This is a genomic window from Amycolatopsis sp. CA-230715, from assembly GCF_018736145.1.
In the GTDB taxonomy this organism is placed as follows: domain Bacteria; phylum Actinomycetota; class Actinomycetes; order Mycobacteriales; family Pseudonocardiaceae; genus Amycolatopsis.
This window is the reverse complement of sequence record NZ_CP059997.1, coordinates 4455818-4476164: the sequence shown is the minus strand read 5'-3', so window position 1 is coordinate 4476164 and position 20347 is coordinate 4455818. Positions and strand designations below refer to the sequence as shown.

Genomic DNA, 20347 nt, shown 5'->3' with positions numbered 1-20347 from the left:
CGGGCTGGGACGCCGAAAGCGCCGGGGATGCGCACCGCTGTGCGAGTCGACGCGGGCAGAGCTGGACACCGCAGTCGAGAGGAGGCGCCACGAAAGCGCCGATGCCGGGAATCTTATGCCGATCCCGAGCGCGGGGTCAATGCGTGAGGCGCAGGATCTCCCGTGCCAGCGCGTCGTTCTGCCGGAACGGCAGCGCGTTCGTGCGGGGGCGGGTGAACGCGGCGGCGGACCGCGCGCTGGTGTGCGGGCCGACCGCGAACCGGCGCGGGTGCGCGACGCCGTCACGGTCCAGCAGGCGCGAGTCCGACACGCGCGTGTGGATGCGGCCCGAGGACAACCGGGCGCCGGTCGCACTGTCGGTCACCGATTCTTCGACCAGTTCCCCCGCGTCCCGCAACGCGCCCAGCAGCGGATCGGCCACGCGCCGGACGCTCGGCTCGGGCAGGCGCGCTTCGATCACCGTCGGCGCGATGACTTCGCCGGGGAAGCTGCCGCTGGTCGCGACGAACGCGCGGCGGGCGGGATCGGCCTCGATCGCGATGTCCGCGCCGAGGAACGACACCACCCCGGCCTGGTGCAGCGCGAGCAGCTCCTCGAGCCGCCGCGGCGGCGGGCCGCTCGCGAAGTACGAGAAGAACCCGTGGAACCAACCATCCACATCGGACAGCTGGGAGCGCGCGGCGATGCGGCCGCTGCCGATCAGCGCGGGCAGCTGCCCGATCACCGAGAGCAGTGCCATGAACGCGCCGAGGTCCGCGCTGTACTCGGCGTTCGCGCGGCGGGCGAGATCGGCTTCGACGTACTCGCGCAGGTGCTTGCCGAACTCCTCCCCGGTGCCGAACCTCAGCCCGGAAAGCGGCCGGTCGAGCAGGCCGAGGTCCAGTCTGTCCACTTCGGACGGCACGGCGGATTCGACCAGTCCGCGCATGCCCGCGCTGCCCCATTCCAGGTCCGCGAAGGCGTCGGCGAAGACCGCGAAGTCCAGCTCCACGCGCTCGGGGTGCCCGGTGAACAGCTCGCTGTAGTACCCCCAGGCCAGTTCTTTCGCGATATGCGGCCAAACGTCGTCGAAGAAGTCGAGCTCGCGCGGGGCCGCGACGAGTTTGTCCACAGTGTACGAATCGAAGAAACGCGGCAGCACCAACGGTTTTCCGCGCAGCCGGTACCCCGTCTTCGCGTGGTACGGCACGCCGCGCCGCGACCCGACGTGCAGCGTCGGCTCCCGTCCACTCGGGACGTACCGGAGCCCGCCGCACGAATCCTCCACGAACTCCCCGCCCCTGCCCTCGGTGAGCACGAGCAGCAGGTCGACGAAGGCGAGCCCGAACCCGCGCACGAGAACCGGCTCACCGGGCGGGATCGCGCGGTAGTCGACGTCCGCGGTGTAGGCCGCCGGGTAGTACCGAAGGCCGTGCTCGGCGGCGAACCCGGCCAGCTCCGCCGCCGGTTCGTCCGGCTCCGCGTCGAGGTGCCCGACGGTGAAGAGCACGGCGTCGGCCGCCACCACCGAGCCGTCGGCGAGCCGCACTTCCTGCGGCGAACCGTCGCGGAGGCCGACCGCGCGCGACGCGTGCTCGACCACCCGCACCGCTGGCGGCAGCGATTCGAGCACCCGCCGGTAGACCCAGCCGAGGTACTGGCTCTGCAACCGCCTGGTCGGGAACGACGTACCGGACAACGCGGTCAGTTCGGCCCGCAGCGGTGCCGGGACTTCGGCGTCGAGCCGTCCCGTCCGCACGAGCTCGGCCCATTCCGCCAGCGACGGGCCCGGTTCGACGGGGCCGTCGATCACCACGGTCTCGTCGGTGAACATCGTGACGTCTTCCGGCATCGAGTTCATCCGCAGCAGCGGCGACTGGTCGTACCGCCAGACCCGGCCAGGACCCGGCGGGAACGGGTCGATCAGGTGCACCACGAGGCCGCGGTCGCCGAGCAGCTCCGGCGCGTTGGCCACGATCCGCTCCAGCACGCCGACGCCGCGCGGGCCCGCGCCGACGATCGCGAGCGTGAAAGGCGCCATATCACCGGACGCTACGCGCGGCTTCCCGCCCCCTGGCACCGTTTCCCACGGTACGGACGCGGTCGCGCGGCGCGGATACCATGCGGAAGTGAGTGTCCCTTCCGTGCGCGCGATCGAAATCGCGGCCTTCGCCATCACCGATCCCGAAGCGGCGCCGCTGGTCGCCGAACTGGCCGACGAGTACTTCACCCGGTACGGCAACACCACGGAGATGACCAAGTACTCGCCGGACGAGTTCGCCGCGCCCGGCGGCGTGCTGCTGCTCGCGCGAGAGCACGGCGAAAGCGTGGCGGGTGGCGCTTTCCGGCGCTACGGCACAGAAACGGCGGAACTGAAGCGCGTGTGGACGCATTCGGCGCACCGGCGGCGCGGGCTCGCGAAGCTCGTGCTCGCGGCGCTCGAAACCGAGGCGGCCGAGCGCGGTTACCGCCGGATCTTCCTGACCACCGGCCCGAAGCAGCCCGAAGCGGCGGGCCTGTACACCTCGTCCGGCTACACCGCGGTCGACACCAGCGAGCTCGACCCGGAGGGGTACGGGTTGCTGGCGTTCGAAAAGCGGCTCACCGCAGCCGGGCGATGAGGTCCGGGTACTGCGCGTAGATCCGCAGGACGCCGCCGACGGTGAACTCCGTGAGCAGGTCGATCAGCGCCTCGCGATCGGGCGCGTCACCGGCGCGGGACAGGCGCACGAGCGCTTCGGTCATCGCGAAGTACATCGTGACCAGCGCGGTGTCCGCCCTGCCCGGCTCCACGCCGTGCATCCGCCAGCGACGCCTGCTCTCGCCGGTGTAGACCTCCGCGAGCCGCTCCCGCAGGCGGGTCATCGCCGGGTCGCCGATCCGCTCGGCCTCCTGGAGCACGCCGAACGCGCTCGGGTTCTCGGCGACGAAGTCGAACATCGACGCGTAGTTGCGCCGCGCCCACGCCTTCAGGTCCAGCTCCGAGGTTTCCGCCGCGGGCGCGCCGACCTTGGCGAACACGAGCTGCTCCGCCTCGGCGACCACCGCCGCGAACACCGCGGCCTTGTCCGCGAACTGCTCGTACACCCCCTGCCGCGTGACCCCGGCCGACCTGGCGATCCGCTCGATGGTCGCGCCCTGCACCCCGTCCTCGGCGAAGACCTCCCTCGCGGCGGCGAGCACCAGCGCGCGCTGTTCCCCGGCGGGCAGCTTCCTCGGCCTGCCCGGACCCCTCCTTACGGGGCTTGACATGCGTGACCTCTCCCGTGATCTTGAGCGAGCGACGGCGACATCATGCGGCACCGTCGCCGCCGTGCCTGCCGAGACCCGCGGGGGATCATGCCAAGCTGCCCGATCGTGAACCGGACTTCCGGGGACGACCCCTCCTGGTGACATCGTTCTGTAGCCGGGGAGTCGCACCATGGTGCGCGAGGTTTCTGCTTTGATAGTGAATTCCTGACCGGATACCCGGCCGAACGGCCCTACCGCACACGACCGTCCTCGGCTGAAACTGGTTGGGCCGCTGACACTTCGTGACCGGGCCGTTACAACGTGGTTCTAAAGTCGCGGAGCGTCCTAACCCGACTACGCATTGGGGGCTGCGGATGGCCGAGGGAAAGGGACGGACCACCTTCAAAGAGGTCTTCGGCGTGGCCGAATTCCGCGCGATGTGGTTCGGCGAGCTGCTGTCCGTCTTCGGCGACCAGCTGGCCAGGGTGGCACTGTCCGTGCTGGTGTTCCGCAGCACCTCCTCGGCGACGCTGACGGGGCTCACCTACGCGCTGACCTTCGCGCCGTCGCTGCTCGGCGGGATCTTCCTCAGCGGGCTCGCCGACCGGTTCCCCCGGCGCGCCGTCATGGTCGCCGTCGACCTCACGCGCACCCTGCTGATCGCGGCCGTCGCCATTCCGGGGCTGCCGTTCTGGGCGATGTCGCTGCTGGTCGCGGGCGTGTCACTGCTCAACCCGCCGTTCAAGGCCGCCCAGCTCGCGCTGCTGCCGCAGGTGCTCACCGGCGACCGCTTCGTGGTCGGGATGGGCATCCGCAACATGACCATCCAGTCCGCTCAGCTGATCGGGTTCGGCGGCGGCGGCCTGCTCATCGCGACCGTCGACCCGCACATCGCGCTCCTGATCGACGCGGCCACGTTCACGCTGTCCGCCCTGTGCATCCGCTTCGGCCTCGCCGCGCGCCCCGCCGCGGTCAGCAAGGAGGAGCGCAAGCCGTTCTTCAGCTCGATCGGGCAGGGCGGGAAGCTGATCTTCGGCAACTCCACCCTGCGCGTGCTCGTGCTGTTCACCTGGGTGATGGGCATGCTCCCGGTCTACGAAGGACTGGCGGCGCCCTACGCGTCGGCGTTCAGCGGTGGTTCGCAGGCGGTCGGGCTGCTGCTCGCGAGCGATCCGCTCGGCAGCGTCATCGGCGTCTTCCTGTTCACGCGCTGGGTGCCCGAACCGGTCCGGCCGAAGCTGACCGGCGCGCTGTCGGTGCTCGCCGCGGTGCCGATGCTGATGTGCTTCTTCTCGCCCGGCCTCGTCTGGTCCGTGCTGCTGTTCATCCTGTCCGGCGCGCTCGGCACCGTGGCGCTCATGCAGGCGACCGCGTCGCTGACCCTCGCCGTCCCCGACGAGCAGCGCGCGCAGGCGATGGGGTTGTCGAACACCGGAATGACCACGGTGATCGGGCTCAGCCCGCTGGTCGGCGGCCTGCTGGCGGACCACCTCGGCGCGAGCCGCGCGGTGGGGGTGTTCGGGGTGGCCGGCCTGGTGCTCACGATCCCGCTCGCACTGGCCTGGCGCAAAAGTCGCGCGACGCACCACGAGTGGGTGGTCAGTGGTGCCACGTCCACAGGACCCGCCTGAGCGAGATTAATCTTGAAGCGCCGCCCCTGTGGACGTGGCCCGTATTAGCGCTGGTAAGCGCCCCAGTTCACTGATCCCTGCCGCGCATAATGGCCACCTTTCATCGACGCCACGATGAAAATACACACCCCCGGCTCTTGCCGACAGTCCGCAGCTCGGTAGAAACTGGCCGTACATGAGCATCTTCGCGGTGTAAGCGCAAGGGTTTGGGGGACAAATGAGCACATCGGGGGAATCTACGGAACGTGAACAACCGGTACCCAACCGTCACTGGGCCGTGACCGAACGGCCATTGCCCTGGCTGGGATACACGCTGACCACCATGATCGCGATGATCGCCCTGGTCGGCCACGCCACCGCGACCGTCGCCATCGAGCGGTCGCATTTCGTCATATTCGGGATTCTGGTCGCTTTCGTGGTCATCCAGACCGAGGTGAGCCGCAAGATCGAGCGGCAGCGCCGCATCCTGAGCGCCGGTCCGCACATGAACATGACCTCCGTGTGGACGCTGCCCGCCGCGCTGCTCCTGCCGCCGCAGGTGACCGCCGTGCTGGTTCTGCTCGTCTACGCCTACCTCGGCAGGCGGACCTGGTCCGGGATCAGGCCCGGGTCGCCGCACCTGCTCCTCGCGAACGCGACGAACGTGATCCTGTCCTGCTACGGCGCTTTCGCGGTCTCGCACGCGCTGTCCGGATCCGTCTCCGCGACGGGCACCATCGCGGCGGGCGTCGCGGCGAGCTTCCTGCTCAACGGTGTGCTGACCGGCCTCGGCCTGCGGCTCGGCTCCAGTGCGAAACCGGACCTGAAGACCTGCGCCGGAAGCTGGGACGACAACGTCCTCGAACTGGCCACGCTGTGCCTCGGCGGGCTGCTCGTCGTCGTGCTGCCGCACGAACCGCTGCTGGCGCTGACCGTGCTGTTCCCCGTCCACATGCTGCACCGGTCCGTGCTGGTCAAGCACCTCGAGGAGCTGGCGACCACGGACCAGAAGACCAAGCTGCTCAACGCGGTGTCGTGGAAGGACGCCGCGGAGCGCGAGATGTCCAGGGCGGCTCGCGAGCACTCCGAGTTCGGCACGCTGATGATCGACCTCGACTTCTTCAAGAAGGTCAACGACACCTACGGCCACCTCGCCGGCGACGACGTGCTGAAATCCGTCGCCGCGCTGGTGAAGGAGCAGACCAGGGCGCACGATCTCGCCGGCCGGTTCGGCGGCGAGGAGTTCGTGGTGCTGCTCGCCAACTCGTCGAAGCGCGATTCGGTGGCCACCGCGGAACGCATCCGCGAGCTGGTGGGGCAGCTCGTGGTGCACACGCACACCAACGACGGCAGCCCGGTGGTGATCGACACGCTGACCGCGTCGATCGGGGTCGCGTCCTTCCCCGTCGACGGCAAGACGCTCGACGAAGCACTGGCCGCCGCGGACGCGGCCGTCTACGCGGCCAAGCGCAGCGGGCGGAACCGCGTGGTGGCCTCGCCGGATCTCGACACGATGACCGAAGCCCCGCCCCTGCAAGCCGCCGCCTGATCTACGCGGACGGCGCATGCCCCGAAGGTGGCTTTCGGGGCGCCAGATGCCCCGCAAGCCACCTTCGGGGCAGCGGCCGGACGAGCTCGCGGGTCAGGAGAGGCCGGTGGCTTCGGCGGCGGCCGGGTCCGAGTCCGTGATGAAGGTGCGGCAGCGGTCGTATTCCTCGGTCTCGCCGATCTTCCGCGCGGCCTTGGCCAGCACGGCGAGCGCGCGCAGGAAGCCCTGGTTCGGGCGGTGCTCCCACGGCACCGGCCCGAAGCCCTTCCAGCCCGCCCGGCGCAGCTGGTCGAGCCCGCGGTGGTAGCCGGTGCGGGCGTAGGCGTACGCGGCGACGGTCTCGCCCGCGTCGAACGCCTTCTCGGCGAGCGTGGCCCAGGCTTCGCTGTAGTACGGGTGCTCGGCGGCGACCTCGGCGGGATCCGTGCCCGCGTCCAGTGCGGCCTGCGCGGCGGTGTGCTCGGGCAGGCGGGTCGGCTCCGGTCCCAGCAGGTTGTGCGTCATACCGCCATTCTGCCCGTCCCTCAGCCGAGGAAGAGCCCGGCCAGCACACTGCCGCTGGCGAGCACCAGCGCGAACACGATCACGGCCGCGACCACACGTTTCGACATCATCGGCGAACACGATGCCGCGCCGACGGGGTGCCGGGCAAACTCACCACCCTGACGAGTGAACCCCAGCCATCGGGCCGGGCACGGTCGCGGAGACCGTGCCCGGCCCGGTGGTCTGGACCAAGCTCAGAGCTTCTGACCCGCCGACTTCAGGTTCTGCGCGGCCTCGACGACGCGAGCGGCCATACCGCCCTCGGCCGCCTTGAGGTAGCTGCGCGGGTCGTAGACCTTCTTGTTGCCGACCTCGCCGTCGATCTTGAGGACCCCGTCGTAGTTCTTGAAGAAGTGCTCCGCGATCGGGCGGGTGAACGCGTACTGGGTGTCGGTGTCGACGTTCATCTTCACCACGCCGTAGGACACCGCCTCCAGGATCTCCTCCGGTGTGGAACCCGAACCGCCGTGGAACACCAGCTCGAACGGCTTCGCGTCGTCGGCGAGGCCCAGCTTCTTGGCGGCCGCGGCCTGGCCGCCCTTGAGCACGTCCGGGCGCAGCTTCACGTTGCCGGGCTTGTACACGCCGTGCACGTTGCCGAAGGTCGCCGCGAGCAGGTAGCGGCCCTTCTCACCGGCGCCGAGCGCGTCGATGGTCTTCAGGAAGTCGCCCTCGGCGGTGTACAGCTTGTCGTTGATGTCGTTCGCGACGCCGTCCTCTTCGCCGCCGACGACGCCGATCTCGACCTCGAGGATGATCTTCGCGGCGGCCGTCTTGGCGAGCAGCTCCTGCGCGATCTCCAGGTTCTCGTCGAGGTCGATCGCGGAGCCATCCCACATGTGGGACTGGAAGAGCGGGTTCTGGCCGTTCTTCACGCGCTCGGCCGAGATCTCGATGAGCGGGCGGACGAAGCCGTCGAGCTTGTCCTTCGGGCAGTGGTCGGTGTGCAGCGCGACGTTGACGTCGTACTTCGCGGCGACCACGTGCGCGAACTCGGCCAGCGCGCTGGCGCCGACCACCATGTCCTTGACCTTCTGGCCGGAGGCGAACTCGGAGCCGCCGGTGGAGAACTGGATGATGCCGTCGCTCTCCGCCTCGGCGAACCCGCGGATCGCGGCGTTCAGGGTTTCCGACGAGGTCACGTTGATGGCCGGGTAGGCGAACTCGTTCGCCTTGGCCCGGTCGAGCATCTCCGCGTAGACCTCGGGGGTGGCGATGGGCATCGTTGTCCTCCTCGAAACAAGGGTGCGTCCAGGCCGAATCGTACGAGGTCGGCCGGGGGGTGGACACCGTGCCCGCGCCCACACGCCGCACCGGCACCCTCGGTACCAGGAGTTTCGGCGCTACGCCGCCGAATCCTGCTCCCGCTTCGCTTCGAGGAACGCGACCAGGCCCGCCGCCTCGTCGGCGTCGAGCGCGACACCGAAGCTGTCCGCGAGCGTCGCCGGGAGCTCGCGCGGTTCGATCGCGCGCTCTTCCCGCACGCCTTCGGGTGTGTTCACGGTGAGCCGCGTGTCGTCCAGGATCAGCAAGGATTCCGGCAGCATCCGCTGCGCGAAGAGCCTGCCCGCGAACGGCGACTTGGGATGTGTCGCGATGAAATGGCTCGTCAGCTGGTAGTCGGCGGGGTAGCGCGGGTCGAGGGTGAACGCGTGGACGTCGATCCAGGCGCCGTCACGCACCGAGCTGAGGGTCCAGCGCTCGCCGCCGAGTTCCGTGCGGCCCCGCGCCAACCGGTAGCGCCACACCCCTGGTGACGCTTCCGCGCCGTCGGCGAGTTCGATCGGGGCCAGCGGCCCGCCGCCGAAACCGACGTCGCAGGCCCAAACCCGGCCGGTGTCCGCCGTTTCCGCGGTTTCCACGCGCAGCAAGCCGTGTGTCGCGGGGCGGATCTTGGTGCTGCCCATCAGGATCCGGCCGGAAAGACCGGTGACACCGAAGCCGATCCGGTCGAGCGCGGCGGCGAACAAGGTGGTGTGCTCGGAACAGGTGGCGCCGCGCGACCGCCGCACCAGCTTGTCCTGCAGGTCTTCGACGCCGAGCCGGTACGGGCGCTTCAGCAGCATGTCCACGTTCTCGAACCCGATGCCGCCGACGTGCGCGGCGTGCAGGGCCGCCAGTGCCTCCACCGTGGGTTCCGGTTCGCCGGTGAAGCCGATCTTCGCCAGGTACGCGTCGAGGTCGAGTTGCTCGCCGTGCCAGATCTCGGTCATGGTTCCGACGGTAGAACCTCGACCTCGCTGGAGGTCAAACACCGGGCGGGGACGGCGTACCGCCCCCGCCCGCCGGTCAGAGCAGGACCTTCGCCAGCTCGCGGTAGGTCGCCAGCGGCTCGCTGCCGCTGGCCTGGACGGTGATGTGGTCGGCGCCCGCTTCGAGGTGGGCGTTCAGGCCGCGCGCGATGGTCGCGGCGTCGCCGTGCAGGGCGAGCGTGTCGACGAGCCGGTCGCTGCCGGGCTTCGTGACGTCTTCGTCGGTGTAGCCGAGGCGCTTCAGGTTGCGGACGTAGTTGTCCAGCCCCAGGTACAGCTCGATCGCGGGACGACCGACGGCGCGGGCACGATCCGGATCGGTGTCGAGCACGACCTTCTGCTCGGGCGCGAGCAGCTTGTCCGCACCGAGGATTTCGCGCGCTTCCTTGGTGTGCGCGGGAACCGTCAGGTACGGGTGGGCGCCGCGAGCGCGTTCGGCGGACAGCTTCAGCACCTTCGGCCCGAGCGCGGCGAGCACGCGCTCTTCGGCTGGCACGCCCGCCTCGTCCAGTTCGTCCAAATAGGACACGATCTTGTCGTACGGCTTCTGGTAGACCTGGGTGTGCTCCGGGTGCCCGATGCCGACGCCGAGCAGGAAGCGGCCGGGGTGGCGGTCCGCGATCCGGTGGTAGGAAGCGGCCACCGTGGCGGCGTCGTCCTTCCACATGTTCACGATCCCGGTGGCCACCGGGATCGTCTTGGTCGCGTCCAGCAGACGGTCGACGATGCCGAGCGACCCGTCGGGCGAACCGCCGATCCAGATGGCGCCGTACCCCAGGTCCTCCAGCTCGGCGGCCACCTCCGGAGTGAGGAGCGATTCGTGCTGCCAGATTCCGATCTTGCCGAGGCTCACAGTCATACCCCGATGCAACCACGCGGCGCGGCGGAATCATTCCCCGGGGAAAATCCGTGGCGGCTTCTTCGCCGGGAGTTCATCATCGACGACCATGGCGACCCGGCGCGCGGACATGTTCCTCGACCTCGACCAGGACCCCAGGGAGGACGGCCCCCGCCTCGGCGACGAGCGCGGGACGCTGACCGAATACCTGCGGCTGCAGCGGTTGACCCTCGAAATCAAGTGCGGCGGCCTCGACGCCGCCGCACTCGCCCGGCGGGCGGTCGAGCCGTCCTCGCTGTCGCTGCTCGGGCTGGTGCGGCACCTCGCCGAGATGGAGCGCATGTGGTTCCGGACGCGGATGGCCGCGCTCGACGTGCCGAAGCTCTTCTGCACCGAGGACGCCCCGGACGGCGACTTCGACGGCGCGATCGCCGATCCGCTGGTCGTCGAAGAAGCGTGGCGGCTCTGGCGCGAGGAGACGGCGTTCACCGATCGGTTCGTCGCGGACGCGCCGGATTTGGGCCTCCGTGGGCACGATCCGCACTTCGGTGCGATTTCGCTGCGCGAGGTGCTGGTGCACCTGATCGAGGAGTACGCGCGGCACAACGGTCACGCGGATCTGCTGCGCGAAAGAATTGACGGGCGCATCGGCCAGTAGCGGGGTTACGTTCGAGGCATGACGAAGATCGGGAACAGCGACCTCGACGTGTACGGGCTGAACCTCGGCGGGAACGTGTTCGGCTGGACCGCGGACGAAGCCGAGTCGTTCGCCGTGCTGGACGCCTACACCGGCGCGGGCGGCAACTTCATCGACACCGCGGACGTCTATTCGGCGTTCGCACCGGGCAATTCGGGCGGCGAGTCGGAAACGGTGCTCGGCGACTGGCTCGCCAAGCGCGGCCGCCGCGACGACGTGGTCATCGCGACGAAGGTCGGCTCGTGGGCGGAACGGCCCGGCCTGTCCGCGGCGAACATCAAGGCCGCCGCCGAGGATTCGCTGCGCAGGCTCCGCACCGACCACATCGATCTCTACTACGTCCACCGGGACAAGGAAGAATTCCCGCTCGAAGAAACCCTTGGCGCCTTCGACGAACTGGTGCGGGCCGGGAAGGTGCGCTACATCGCGGGCTCGAACTACACCGCGGACCGCCTCGCCGAAGCACTGTCCACTTCGGACCGTGAAGGACTCGCGCGGTTCGTCGCGCTGCAGCCGCACTACAACCTCGTGGAACGCGAGTACGAAAAGGACCTGGCGCCGCTGGTGGCGCGCGAGGGCCTGTCCACGTTGCCGTATTACGCGCTCGCCAAAGGCTTTCTGACCGGAAAGTACCGTTCGGCCGAGACGACCACGGACAGCCCGCGAGCCCAGGGCGCGCAGGCATACCTCGACGAACGCGGCAAGCGCGTGCTCTCGGCGCTCGACGACGTGGCCGCCACGCACCAGACCTCGGTCGCCGCGGTTTCGCTCGCCTGGCTGCGGCAGCAACCCACGGTGGCCGCCCCGATCGCGAGCGCGCGGAACCTGCGGCAACTCGAGGACCTCATCGCCTCGGCGGAACTGACCCTGACCGACGCCGAGATCCGCGCCCTCTCCGACGCCTCAGCCTGACCCCGAGGCCAAGTCCCTGATGGCCATCATGACGGCGCTGAGTGCCGTCATGATGGCCATCACGGCATTCGACCGTTAGGTACTCACCAGTAGCCTACTGGGAGTAGGTTGAGGTACGGTGCGCTCCACCAGCGTGAATTGGAGGGCACCGTGGCTCAGGTCAACGTGGACGGCAAGGTCGTGCTCATCACCGGCGCGGCGCGCGGGATCGGCGCCGGGCTCGCGGAGCGGCTGGCCGCGCGCGGCGCGAAGATCGCGCTGGTCGGTCTCGAACCCGAGGAGCAGCAGAAGGTCGCCGACCGGATCGGCGCCGCCGCGAAGGCGTGGGAAGCCGACGTCACCGACTGGGACGCGCTGGAGCGCGCGATGGCGGGCGTCGTGGACCACTTCGGCGGGATCGACATCGTGGTGGCCAACGCGGGGATCGCGACCTCGGGCTTCGTCCGCTCGGTCGACCCGCGCGCGTTCGAGAAGGTGATCGAGGTCGATCTTCTCGGCGTGTGGCGGACGTTCCGGGTCGCGCTGCCCTACATCATCGAGCGCCGCGGCTACCTGCTCGCGATCTCCTCGCTCGCCGCGATCACGCACGCGCCCGCGATGGCGAACTACGCGGCGGCCAAGGCCGGCGTCGAGGCGTTCGTGAACAGCCTCCGCCCGGAGGTCGCGCACCTCGGCGTGAAGGTCGGCGTCGCGCATCCGACCTGGATCAAGACGGACCTGGTGGAAAGCGCCGACGCGCACCCGGTGTTCGGGAAGCTGCGCGCGAGCATGCCGGGCCTGATCGGCAAGACCTACCCGCTGAGCGTCGCGCTGGACTGCATCGAGGACGGAATCCTCAAGCGGGCGCGCACGATCCACGCGCCGAAGTGGGTCGGCGGGCTCAAGCTGATCCGCGCGTTCCTGCCGCCGATCATCGAGTTCGGTTCGCGCAGCAGGGTGCCCGCCGCGGACAAGGCCGCGCTGGCGGACATCAAGGAACGCGGCGCGTACGAGTCCTCGGTGACCGGGCACGGCGGACGGGCCGCCACTAAGCGTTGATCTCGGAAGCACGCCGGGGGCATTCTGTTGTCCACCCGACAACAGGAGCGTGCGCATGTCCCGTCGCGACCAGATCCGGATGTCCCCCGAAGAGGTCAGGGCGTACTTCGCCGAGCAGAAGGTCATCAACGTCGCCACGATCGGCCCCAAGGGCCGCCCCCACCTGGCGCCGCTCTGGTACTTCCCGCACGGCGAAGGCGTCGCGACCTGGACCTACGGCAGCTCGCAGAAGGCGGCCAACCTGCGGCGGCTGCCCGAAGCGACGGTGCTGATCGAGGACGGCGAGAGCTACGAATCGCTGCGCGGGATCTCGATGGAAACCGACGTCGAGATCGTCACGGACACCGCGAAGGTGGTCGAAATCGGCATCACGCTGATGCAGCGCTACGCGGGCGCGAAGCCGGGCGACCCGGTGCCCGACGAGCTGAAGGCCTTCATCGAGGGCCAGGCACCCAAGCGAGTCGGCCTCGTCTTCACCCCGACCAAGCTCGTGACCTGGGATCACACCAAGCTCGGCGGCACCTACTAGTCAGTAACTGTTACTTCAGGTAACGTGTATCTGCGAAACCTTCCCCACCGCAGCGGAGGCCAGCAGATGACCGAGGTCAAGGTCGTGATCGTGGGCACCGGGTTCGCCGGGCTCGGGCAGGCGATCCAGCTCGAGAAGGCCGGTATCCGCGACTACGTGATCCTGGAGAAGGCGGACGAGGTCGGCGGGACCTGGCGCGACAACTCCTACCCCGGCTGCGCCTGCGACATCCAGTCGCACATGTACTCGTTCTCCTACGAGCAGAACCCGGACTGGTCGCGGTCGTTCTCGCCGCAGCCGGAGATCTTCGCCTACCTGCGCGGCGTCGCGGACAAGTACCGGCTGCGCGAGCGGATCCGGTTCGGCGTCGAGATCACCGGCGCGCACTGGGACGACGAGAAGCGGCAGTGGCGGGTCGACACGAAGACCGGCGAGGAGTTCGTCGGCCGGTTCCTGGTCGCCGGCGTCGGCGGCCTGCACATCCCGCAGATCCCCGCGCTGCCCGGCATCGAACGTTTCGCGGGCGAAACGTGGCATTCGGCGCGGTGGAACCACGGGTTCGACCTGCGCGGCAAGAAGGTCGCCGTGGTGGGGACCGGGGCAAGCGCGGTCCAGTTCGTGCCGAAGATCGCGCCCGAGGTGGCCGAGCTGACCCTGTTCCAGCGGACGCCGCCGTGGATCATGCCGAAACCGGACCACGCGATGCCTTCCTGGGCGCGCACGGCCTTCAAGTACGTCCCCGGCCTGCAACGGCTCTACCGGAACCTGCTGTTCTGGATGCTCGAAGCGCGCGCGATCGGGTTCAACGGCCACCACCGCCTGATGAAGCTCGCGAGCCTGCTCGCGAAGCGCAACATCGGCAAGGCGATCAAGGACCGCGAGCTGCGCCGCAAGGTGACGCCCGACTACACCATGGGCTGCAAGCGCGTGCTGATCTCCAACGACTACTACCCGGCGCTGGCCCGCGACAACGTCGACGTCAACACGGACGGCGTGCGCGAGGTCAAGGAGCACAGCGTCGTCGACGGCGCGGGCGTCGAGCACGAGGTCGACGCGATCATCTACGGCACCGGTTTCCACGTGACCGACGCGCTGGAGTACCTCGACATCACCGGTGTCAACGGCCGCAGCCTGGCGAAGGAATGGTCCGAGGGCGGGATCCAGACGCACAAGGGCGTCACGGTTTCCGGCTACCCGAACCTGTTCTTCCTGCTCGGCCCGAACACGGCGCTCGGCCACAACTCGGTGGTGTTCATGATCGAGTCGCAGTCGAAGTACGTGGTGGACGCGATCAAGCTCGCCGATTCGCGGGGCGCCGCCGCACTGGACGTCCGGCCGGGCGTGCAGGACGAGTTCCAGCGCGAGATCCAGGACAAGCTGGTCAAGGGCGTGTGGACGCAGGGCGGCTGCAAGAGCTGGTACCTCGACGCGAAGGGCGTCAACCGGACCATCTGGCCCGGATTCGCTTGGCGCTACTGGGCGGAAACACGCAAGGTCGACCCGAGCGACTACGAGCTGAGCGGGCGGGCGAAGTGACCGCGGCCGAGGAGCACGAGCAGATCGTCCTGCACGCGCGGAACGTCAAGTTCGACTGGTCGAAGCTGCCGATGGACTGGATCCCCGGCGAATCGCAGGCGACGCACACGATCAACGTGCTGCACCTCGCGCTGCCCGAGGGCGAGCGCTGGTTCGTCGAGGTGTTCAAGCAGGCCGTGCCGCTGATCCGCGACGAGCGGCTCAAGGAGGACGTGCTCGGGTTCATCGGCCAGGAGGCGATGCACGCCGAGGCGCACGACGGCGCGGCCGCGCACCTCGAAGAAGCCGGGCTGCACGTGCGGCCCTACATCGCGCAGATGGAGTGGATGTTCCGCAAGATCCTCGGCGACCGCGACCTGTCGCCGAAGGCGAGCGAGGAGTGGCTCATCGAGCGGCTCGCGGCGATCGCGGCCATCGAGCACTACACCGCGTTCCTCGGGCAGTGGATCCTCGACGCGGAAGCGCTCGACTTCGCCGAAGCGAACCCGACCATGCTGGACCTGCTTCGCTGGCACGGCGCCGAAGAGGTCGAACACCGCTCGGTGGCCTTCGACCTGTTCATGCACCTCGACGGCCGCTACGGCCGCCGCGTGCGCAGCATGGCGCTGGTGACCCCGGTGCTGGCGTGGATCTTCTTGCGCGGCACGAAGTTCCTCATGCGCAACGACCCGACCGGACCGGGCAGGGCGAGCTTCCGCGCCTACCGTTCGGCCGCTAAACGCGGCTTGCTGCCCACCGGGAGGCAGTTGCTCCGGGAGATCAGGCCGTACTTCCGGCGGACCTACCACCCGACCGAAACCGGGAACACCGACCAGGCCGTGGCCTACCTGGCAGGCTCACCCGCCGCGCAGGCGGCCGACGCGCCGAAGTGAACGAATTCCCCACGCGGCTCGACGGCAGCGCGCGCCGCGACCGGTTGATGTCCACTGTGGCCGGTGCGGTCGCGGTGTACCGGCGGCTCGCGGTGGCCAGCGGGAAGCGGCGGCCGCCGGTGCGCGCGGTCGACCGGAACCTGCCGATGGTCGTGGAAGCCGTGACCCCGGAAGCCGACGGCGTGGTCAGCCTGCGGCTCGCGCCTGCCGCGGGCGGCTTGCTGCCGCGCTGGAGGCCTGGCGCGCACCTCGACCTCGGACTGCCGTCGGGATTGGTGCGCCAGTACTCGCTGTGCGGCCACCCGGACGACCGCACGCACTACCGGGTCGCGGTGCGCCGGATCGGCGAGGCCACGGCCGAGGTGCACTCGCTGCGCGAGGGGACGAAGCTGACCGTTCGCGGGCCCCGCAACGCCTTCCCGTTCGTCGCGAGCGAGCGCTACCAGTTCGTCGCGGGCGGGATCGGGATCACGCCGATCCTGCCGATGGTCCGCGCCGCGGCGGCCGCGGGCGCCGACTGGCGACTGGTCTACACCGGCCGCGACCTGGCGTCGATGCCGTTCCTCGGCGAACTCGGCGAACTCACCGGCTCCGGCCGGGTGTGGATCCGGCCCGACACCGAATACGGCATCCCCGCCTCGGGCGCCGAACTGCTCGACGGCGCGCCGCCGGGCGCACCCGTGTACGCGTGCGGGCCGATCCCGATGCTGACCGGGATCCGGCTCGACGCGGCGCTCGACGGGCACCCGGTCTTCTTCGAGCGCTTCTCCACGCCGCCGATCGTCGGCGGCAAGCCGTACCGCGTCGCACTGCGGCGCAGCGGGATCACCGTCGACGTGCCCGCGGACCGGTCCACGCTCGACGTGCTCCGCGAAACCCTGCCCGGCCTCGCGTACTCGTGCCGCCAAGGCTTCTGCGGAACGTGCGAAGTGCCGTCGGTGACCGGCGAGGGAGTACGGATCTGCGTGGACCGCTGCGAAATCGCGCTCGACCTCTAGGGCCTTTATCGAAGTGGCGGAGCCACTTGAGTGGGCCGTCACCTTGCACCGCCGCGGGTTCTCAGGTGGTTCCTCGCGAGGACAGCTCCACCGTGGTGACCTGGCGGTCATAAGGTGGAGATCCCGGAGTGAGGGGCCGCCTGAGGTTCCGCTACCCGCACCGCCACGCAAAGCACTTCGAAACAGTCTTAGGGAACCCAGGCGCCGATGAGGGGTTTGAACTCGCGGATCGAGCGCTCGGCGACCACGCCCTCGAGGAAGTACGGGTCGGTGTCGATGATTTCCCGCAGCGCCGCCTCGTCCTCGGCCTGGTACAGCGTGATCCCGCCGGTGTTGTCGCCGAGCGGGCCCGCGACGGCGACCACGCCCTCGGCCGCGAGCTTGCCGAGGAACTCGCGGTGCTTCGGCCGCACAGCGTCGAGTTTTTCTTGCACGTAGCGGATTTCCACCAGGAACCAGGCCATGAACCCCTCCAGAAGCGCGCCGGACCACGACCGGCCAAACGGGAACCCAACACCGGTGACGGTACCTTCGGCGCTTCCTTGCCGGCGGCGCAGTAGGCGATCCCACAACGCGGATTGTGGCGGGACGCGGTCAACCCGATAGGCTGTCTCTGCGTATGACAGGTGTGAAGCACACGCGGCAAGTCCGAGTCGAGCACGAGCGGGGATCCATGGCGGAGGGTAGTGCCGAGAAGAGCGTCGAACGGACTCTCGGGCATCTACGCACGATCGACGGGCCCGCGCCGGCGCCCGCACCGGCGGCCGCGCCGCTGACCCTGGAGGATCTCTACCGCCAGCACCGGATGCGCCTGGTCCGGCTCGCGATCCTGCTGGTCGACGAGCCCGCGACGGCCGAGGACGTGGTGCAGGAGGCGTTCACCGGGCTGTACCGGAACTGGGGGAGCCTGCGCGATGCCGCGGCCGCCGTCGGCTACCTGCGCACGGCCGTGGTCAACGGGTCTCGCAGCGTGCTCCGCCGCCGGAAGACCGCGCGCGAGTACGTCCCGCCGCACGCGGTCAACGCGCGCTCCGCGGAAAGCCTTGCCATGCTGTCCACCGAACACCAGGCCGTGGTGAGCGCGCTGGGCAAGCTGCCGCCCCGTCAGCGCGAGGTGCTCGTGCTCCGGTACTACGGCGGCCTGTCCGAGGCGGAGATCTCGGAGGCCGCGGGCATCTCGAAGGGCACCGTGAAATCCACCGCGAGCAGGGCCCTGGAAGCGTTGCAAAAGGCGATGGCATCCCCTAACTAGGGCATACCGGACAGCTTCAGGGCACTGCCGCGTAACGAACCACAGGGTTCCACCCCACCAGCTTGGTTTAGACCAATATGCTGGAGGCGTGATGGCTGCTGGAGACTTCGTTATCGCGGGTGGGCGGATCGCCTGCCCGGACGGGCTGCTCGAGGACGGCTGGGTCAGGGTTTCCGGTCGCCGGATAGCCGGGATCGGCACCGGCACCCCGCCGGAGACGACGCGGGTCGACGTCGGCGGCGCGCTGGTCGTGCCCGGGTTCGTCGACACGCACTGCCACGGCGGGGGCGGTGGCTCGTTCTCCAGCGGGGACGAGAAGGAACTGCGGAACGCCATCAAGGCGCACCGGCGGCACGGCACCACGACGATGCTCGCGAGCCTGGTGTCCGATCCGGTGTCCGCGCTGCGCGAGCAGGTGGCGGTGCTGAACGAGTTCGTCGCCGACGGCGAGCTGGCCGGGATCCACCTCGAAGGCCCGTTCATCTCCGAGGCCCGCTGCGGCGCGCACGACCCCGCCGCGCTGCTCGAACCGGACGCGGCGACCGTCGACAAGCTGCTCGCCGCCGGCAAGGGCGGGATCAGGATGGTCACCCTCGCCCCCGAGCTGCACGGCGGCGTCCGCGCGGTCCGGCAGCTCGCCGAAGCGGACGTGATCGCCGCGATCGGGCACACCGACGCCGTCGAGGAGCAGATCAGACCCGCCATCGACGCCGGCGCCACCGTCGCCACGCACCTGTTCAACGGGATGCGCCCGCTGCACCACCGCGAAGCGGGCCCGGTGGGCACGCTGCTCGACGACGAGCGGATCACCATCGAGCTGATCTGCGATTTCGTGCACATCCACCCCACGGTGCTGCGCCTGGTCACCGACCACGCCGGGCGCGGGCGCACGGTGCTCATCACCGACGCGATGTCGGCGACCGACGCCGCCGACGGCTCGTACACGCTCGGCAGGCTCGACGTGGACGTCACCGACGGTGTCGCCACGCTCGCGGACACCGGCTCGCTCGCCGGGAGCACGCTCACCATGGACAGCGCGTTCCGCAACCTCGTCGAATGCAGCAGGCTGGACATCCTCGAAGCGGTGCGTTCGACGGCCACGCGGCCGGCGGAGCTGCTGGGCGTCTCGGACCGCACGGGATCGCTGCGCGCGGGCCTTGACGCCGACCTCGTGGTGCTCGACGAGAAGCTGCACCCGGCGCGCGTCCTGCGCCGGGGCGAATGGGTGCCGGACCCGAAGGGCTGAGGCTGGTTACCCTGGTCTCGTGAGTGAGGCCGAGGACCCAGCCGAGAAGCTTCTCGCCGAAGCGCTGAAGGCGCAGGCGAGGAGCGCGCCGTCGGAGCCCGCCCCGCCACCGCTCGCATCAGCGCCGGGGCCTGTCCCGTCGCCGAGCGAACCTTCGCTCGCGGCCGACCCCGGGCCGCCACCACCGGGGCTGTTCTCCGGCTCGACGTCGATGCCGGGCGTCAACTCGGGCTCGATGCCCGGACTGGCCCCCGCCCCGGGACCGCTGCCGGGGGTAGGCGGCCAGATGCCGCCCCCGACGAGCTACGGCCTGCTGTCCGGTGCCGACGCCTCGTCGCTCGAACGCGAACGGGCCGCGCTGGACGCCGACGCGCCGACGAACGGCGTGGCGCGCACGGCACCGGTCCAGCCCGCGGTCGTCCGCCGCCCGCTGGCCGCGTACTGGATCTTGCTGGTCGCCGTCCTGCTCGGGCTCGCGGCCGGTTCGATCATCGGGCTGCTGACCCTGGTCTGACCACCCGGCCGCACTCAGCGTGAGGCCTGTACCGTTTTTGTCGTGATCCTCGCGCAGACCACGACCACGCTGGCCTCGATTACCGACTACCTGAACCCGGAGTACCTGCTCAACGAGTTCGGGGCGTACGTCATCGTCGGGCTCTGCCTCGTCATCTTCATCGAGAGCAGCATCTTCCCGGTGCTGCCCGGTGACTCCCTGCTGTTCACCGCGGGCCTGTTCATCGCGTCGGGCAGCATCCACGCGCCGCTGTGGCTGGTGTGCGTGCTGGTGACCGTTTCGGCGCTGCTCGGGAACGTGGTCGGCTACTACGCGGGGCGCAGCCTCGGCCCGGTCCTGTTCAAGAACCCGAACTCGCGGTTCTTCAAGCAGGAGTACGTGGACAAGACGCACGCGTTCCTGGAGAAGCACGGCCCGAAGGCCGTGGTGCTGGCGCGGTTCGTGCCGTTCGTGCGGACGTTCATCACCTGGATCGCGGGCATCGGCCGGATGGACCCGAAGCGCTACTTCACCTACACCGTGATCGGCGGCATCCTGTGGGCAGCCGGGATCACCGTGCTCGGCGCGCTGCTCGGCCAGATCTCGTTCATCCGCGAGCACGTCGAGGCGATCTTCATCCTGATCGTGCTGGTCTCGGTGGTGCCGATCGTGCTCGAGTACTTCAAGGCGCGCAAGGAAAAGAAGCTCGCCGCCGAGAACGCGGAAAGCCAGGCCGAGGTCACCCAGCGCATCCCCCGCATCCGCGACTGAT

General features: G+C 69.5%; 21 protein-coding genes. 14 read left to right on the top strand and 7 right to left on the bottom strand.

The annotated features are described in order from the left end of the window. Positions 1-136: 136 nt before the first annotated feature. The gene (locus tag HUW46_RS21345) at positions 137-2020 is read right to left on the bottom strand and encodes an FAD/NAD(P)-binding protein (protein WP_215548952.1); all 1884 of its coding nucleotides are present in this window, start codon (positions 2018-2020) and stop codon (positions 137-139) included. An 88-nt stretch (positions 2021-2108) separates the two neighbouring features. On the opposite strand from HUW46_RS21345, the gene HUW46_RS21340 reads away from it, so the two are divergent. Beyond that, the gene (locus HUW46_RS21340) at positions 2109-2600 is read left to right on the top strand and encodes a GNAT family N-acetyltransferase (RefSeq protein ID WP_254126394.1); all 492 of its coding nucleotides are present in this window, start codon (positions 2109-2111) and stop codon (positions 2598-2600) included. On the opposite strand, the gene HUW46_RS21335 is transcribed toward HUW46_RS21340, so the two are convergent. Then, positions 2581-3231, bottom strand: coding sequence for a TetR/AcrR family transcriptional regulator (locus tag HUW46_RS21335; protein ID WP_215548951.1), 651 nt, complete (start codon positions 3229-3231; stop codon positions 2581-2583). The two genes, HUW46_RS21340 and HUW46_RS21335, sit on opposite strands and share 20 nt — an antisense overlap. 353 nt (positions 3232-3584) lie before the next feature. On the opposite strand from HUW46_RS21335, the gene HUW46_RS21330 reads away from it, so the two are divergent. Both HUW46_RS21330 and HUW46_RS21325 read left to right on the top strand, forming a co-directional pair. Beyond that, complete coding sequence (locus tag HUW46_RS21330; RefSeq protein WP_215548950.1) at positions 3585-4841, top strand: MFS transporter; 1257 nt, start codon at positions 3585-3587, stop codon at positions 4839-4841. 277 nt (positions 4842-5118) lie between these two features. Next, on the top strand, positions 5119-6369 hold the full coding sequence (locus HUW46_RS21325) for a sensor domain-containing diguanylate cyclase (RefSeq protein ID WP_254126392.1): 1251 nt from the start codon (positions 5119-5121) through the stop codon (positions 6367-6369). Positions 6370-6462: 93 nt separating this feature from the next. Here the strand turns inward: HUW46_RS21325 and HUW46_RS21320 are convergent, their stop codons facing one another. The 4 genes from HUW46_RS21320 to HUW46_RS21305 form a co-directional block, all read right to left on the bottom strand. After that, the gene (locus HUW46_RS21320) at positions 6463-6873 is read right to left on the bottom strand and encodes a DUF3151 domain-containing protein (protein WP_215548949.1); all 411 of its coding nucleotides are present in this window, start codon (positions 6871-6873) and stop codon (positions 6463-6465) included. A 233-nt stretch (positions 6874-7106) separates the two neighbouring features. Continuing rightward, entirely contained in the window at positions 7107-8135 is a 1029-nt protein-coding gene (gene fbaA / locus HUW46_RS21315; RefSeq protein ID WP_215548948.1) for a class II fructose-bisphosphate aldolase, read from the bottom strand. A gap of 120 nt (positions 8136-8255) precedes the next feature. Next, entirely contained in the window at positions 8256-9125 is an 870-nt protein-coding gene (locus tag HUW46_RS21310) for an arylamine N-acetyltransferase family protein (RefSeq protein ID WP_215548947.1), read from the bottom strand. A gap of 76 nt (positions 9126-9201) precedes the next feature. Further along, on the bottom strand, positions 9202-10023 hold the full coding sequence (locus HUW46_RS21305) for an LLM class F420-dependent oxidoreductase (RefSeq protein ID WP_215548946.1): 822 nt from the start codon (positions 10021-10023) through the stop codon (positions 9202-9204). 88 nt (positions 10024-10111) lie between these two features. Between HUW46_RS21305 and HUW46_RS21300 the strand changes: the two genes are divergently transcribed. The 7 genes from HUW46_RS21300 to HUW46_RS21270 all read left to right on the top strand — a co-directional run bounded on the left by HUW46_RS21300 (position 10112) and on the right by HUW46_RS21270 (position 16584). Next, complete coding sequence (locus HUW46_RS21300) at positions 10112-10660, top strand: DinB family protein (RefSeq protein WP_215548945.1); 549 nt, start codon at positions 10112-10114, stop codon at positions 10658-10660. A gap of 18 nt (positions 10661-10678) precedes the next feature. Then, on the top strand, positions 10679-11611 hold the full coding sequence (locus HUW46_RS21295; RefSeq protein ID WP_215548944.1) for an aldo/keto reductase: 933 nt from the start codon (positions 10679-10681) through the stop codon (positions 11609-11611). A 150-nt stretch (positions 11612-11761) separates the two neighbouring features. Further along, positions 11762-12649, top strand: a complete 888-nt coding sequence (locus HUW46_RS21290) for a short-chain dehydrogenase/reductase (protein WP_215548943.1) — start codon at positions 11762-11764, stop codon at positions 12647-12649. A gap of 55 nt (positions 12650-12704) precedes the next feature. Next, entirely contained in the window at positions 12705-13178 is a 474-nt protein-coding gene (locus HUW46_RS21285; protein WP_215548942.1) for a pyridoxamine 5'-phosphate oxidase family protein, read from the top strand. A gap of 66 nt (positions 13179-13244) precedes the next feature. Next, complete coding sequence (locus HUW46_RS21280; protein WP_215548941.1) at positions 13245-14714, top strand: flavin-containing monooxygenase; 1470 nt, start codon at positions 13245-13247, stop codon at positions 14712-14714. Beyond that, positions 14711-15586, top strand: coding sequence for a metal-dependent hydrolase (locus tag HUW46_RS21275; RefSeq protein ID WP_215548940.1), 876 nt, complete (start codon positions 14711-14713; stop codon positions 15584-15586). The genes HUW46_RS21280 and HUW46_RS21275 overlap by 4 nt, the downstream gene beginning before the upstream one ends. A 47-nt stretch (positions 15587-15633) precedes the next feature. Beyond that, positions 15634-16584 (top strand): PDR/VanB family oxidoreductase, encoded by a 951-nt coding sequence (locus tag HUW46_RS21270; protein ID WP_215550011.1) that lies wholly within the window; start codon positions 15634-15636, stop codon positions 16582-16584. Between the two features lie 188 nt (positions 16585-16772). On the opposite strand, the gene HUW46_RS21265 is transcribed toward HUW46_RS21270, so the two are convergent. Further along, on the bottom strand, positions 16773-17048 hold the full coding sequence (locus HUW46_RS21265) for a YciI family protein (protein ID WP_215548939.1): 276 nt from the start codon (positions 17046-17048) through the stop codon (positions 16773-16775). Between the two features lie 209 nt (positions 17049-17257). Here HUW46_RS21265 and HUW46_RS21260 point away from each other — a divergent pair, with 209 nt between their 5' ends. The 4 genes from HUW46_RS21260 (at position 17258) to HUW46_RS21245 (ending at position 20346) form a co-directional block, all read left to right on the top strand. Continuing rightward, positions 17258-17836: a SigE family RNA polymerase sigma factor gene (locus HUW46_RS21260; RefSeq protein ID WP_215548938.1), complete on the top strand. Its 579-nt coding sequence runs from the start codon at positions 17258-17260 to the stop codon at positions 17834-17836. Positions 17837-17927: 91 nt separating this feature from the next. After that, positions 17928-19082 carry an N-acetylglucosamine-6-phosphate deacetylase gene (gene nagA, locus HUW46_RS21255; RefSeq protein ID WP_215548937.1) on the top strand — a complete coding sequence of 385 codons (1155 nt, stop codon included), beginning with the start codon at positions 17928-17930 and terminating at the stop codon, positions 19080-19082. Between the two features lie 19 nt (positions 19083-19101). Beyond that, positions 19102-19596 (top strand): hypothetical protein, encoded by a 495-nt coding sequence (locus HUW46_RS21250; protein WP_215548936.1) that lies wholly within the window; start codon positions 19102-19104, stop codon positions 19594-19596. 42 nt (positions 19597-19638) lie between these two features. After that, entirely contained in the window at positions 19639-20346 is a 708-nt protein-coding gene (locus HUW46_RS21245) for a DedA family protein (protein ID WP_215548935.1), read from the top strand. Position 20347: the final 1 nt, after the last annotated feature.

Coding starts and splice junctions, on each gene's coding strand:
- HUW46_RS21345 (WP_215548952.1), bottom strand. CDS start 2,020: ATGGCGCCTTTCACGCTCGCGATCGTCGGCGCGGGCCCGCGCGGCGTC.
- HUW46_RS21335 (WP_215548951.1), bottom strand. CDS start 3,231: ATGTCAAGCCCCGTAAGGAGGGGTCCGGGCAGGCCGAGGAAGCTGCCC.
- HUW46_RS21330 (WP_215548950.1), top strand. CDS start 3,585: ATGGCCGAGGGAAAGGGACGGACCACCTTCAAAGAGGTCTTCGGCGTG.
- HUW46_RS21320 (WP_215548949.1), bottom strand. CDS start 6,873: ATGACGCACAACCTGCTGGGACCGGAGCCGACCCGCCTGCCCGAGCAC.
- fbaA (WP_215548948.1), bottom strand. CDS start 8,135: ATGCCCATCGCCACCCCCGAGGTCTACGCGGAGATGCTCGACCGGGCC.
- HUW46_RS21310 (WP_215548947.1), bottom strand. CDS start 9,125: ATGACCGAGATCTGGCACGGCGAGCAACTCGACCTCGACGCGTACCTG.
- HUW46_RS21305 (WP_215548946.1), bottom strand. CDS start 10,023: ATGACTGTGAGCCTCGGCAAGATCGGAATCTGGCAGCACGAATCGCTC.
- HUW46_RS21300 (WP_215548945.1), top strand. CDS start 10,112: ATGGCGACCCGGCGCGCGGACATGTTCCTCGACCTCGACCAGGACCCC.
- HUW46_RS21295 (WP_215548944.1), top strand. CDS start 10,679: ATGACGAAGATCGGGAACAGCGACCTCGACGTGTACGGGCTGAACCTC.
- HUW46_RS21285 (WP_215548942.1), top strand. CDS start 12,705: ATGTCCCGTCGCGACCAGATCCGGATGTCCCCCGAAGAGGTCAGGGCG.
- HUW46_RS21280 (WP_215548941.1), top strand. CDS start 13,245: ATGACCGAGGTCAAGGTCGTGATCGTGGGCACCGGGTTCGCCGGGCTC.
- HUW46_RS21270 (WP_215550011.1), top strand. CDS start 15,634: ATGTCCACTGTGGCCGGTGCGGTCGCGGTGTACCGGCGGCTCGCGGTG.
- HUW46_RS21265 (WP_215548939.1), bottom strand. CDS start 17,048: ATGGCCTGGTTCCTGGTGGAAATCCGCTACGTGCAAGAAAAACTCGAC.
- HUW46_RS21260 (WP_215548938.1), top strand. CDS start 17,258: ATGGCGGAGGGTAGTGCCGAGAAGAGCGTCGAACGGACTCTCGGGCAT.
- nagA (WP_215548937.1), top strand. CDS start 17,928: ATGGCTGCTGGAGACTTCGTTATCGCGGGTGGGCGGATCGCCTGCCCG.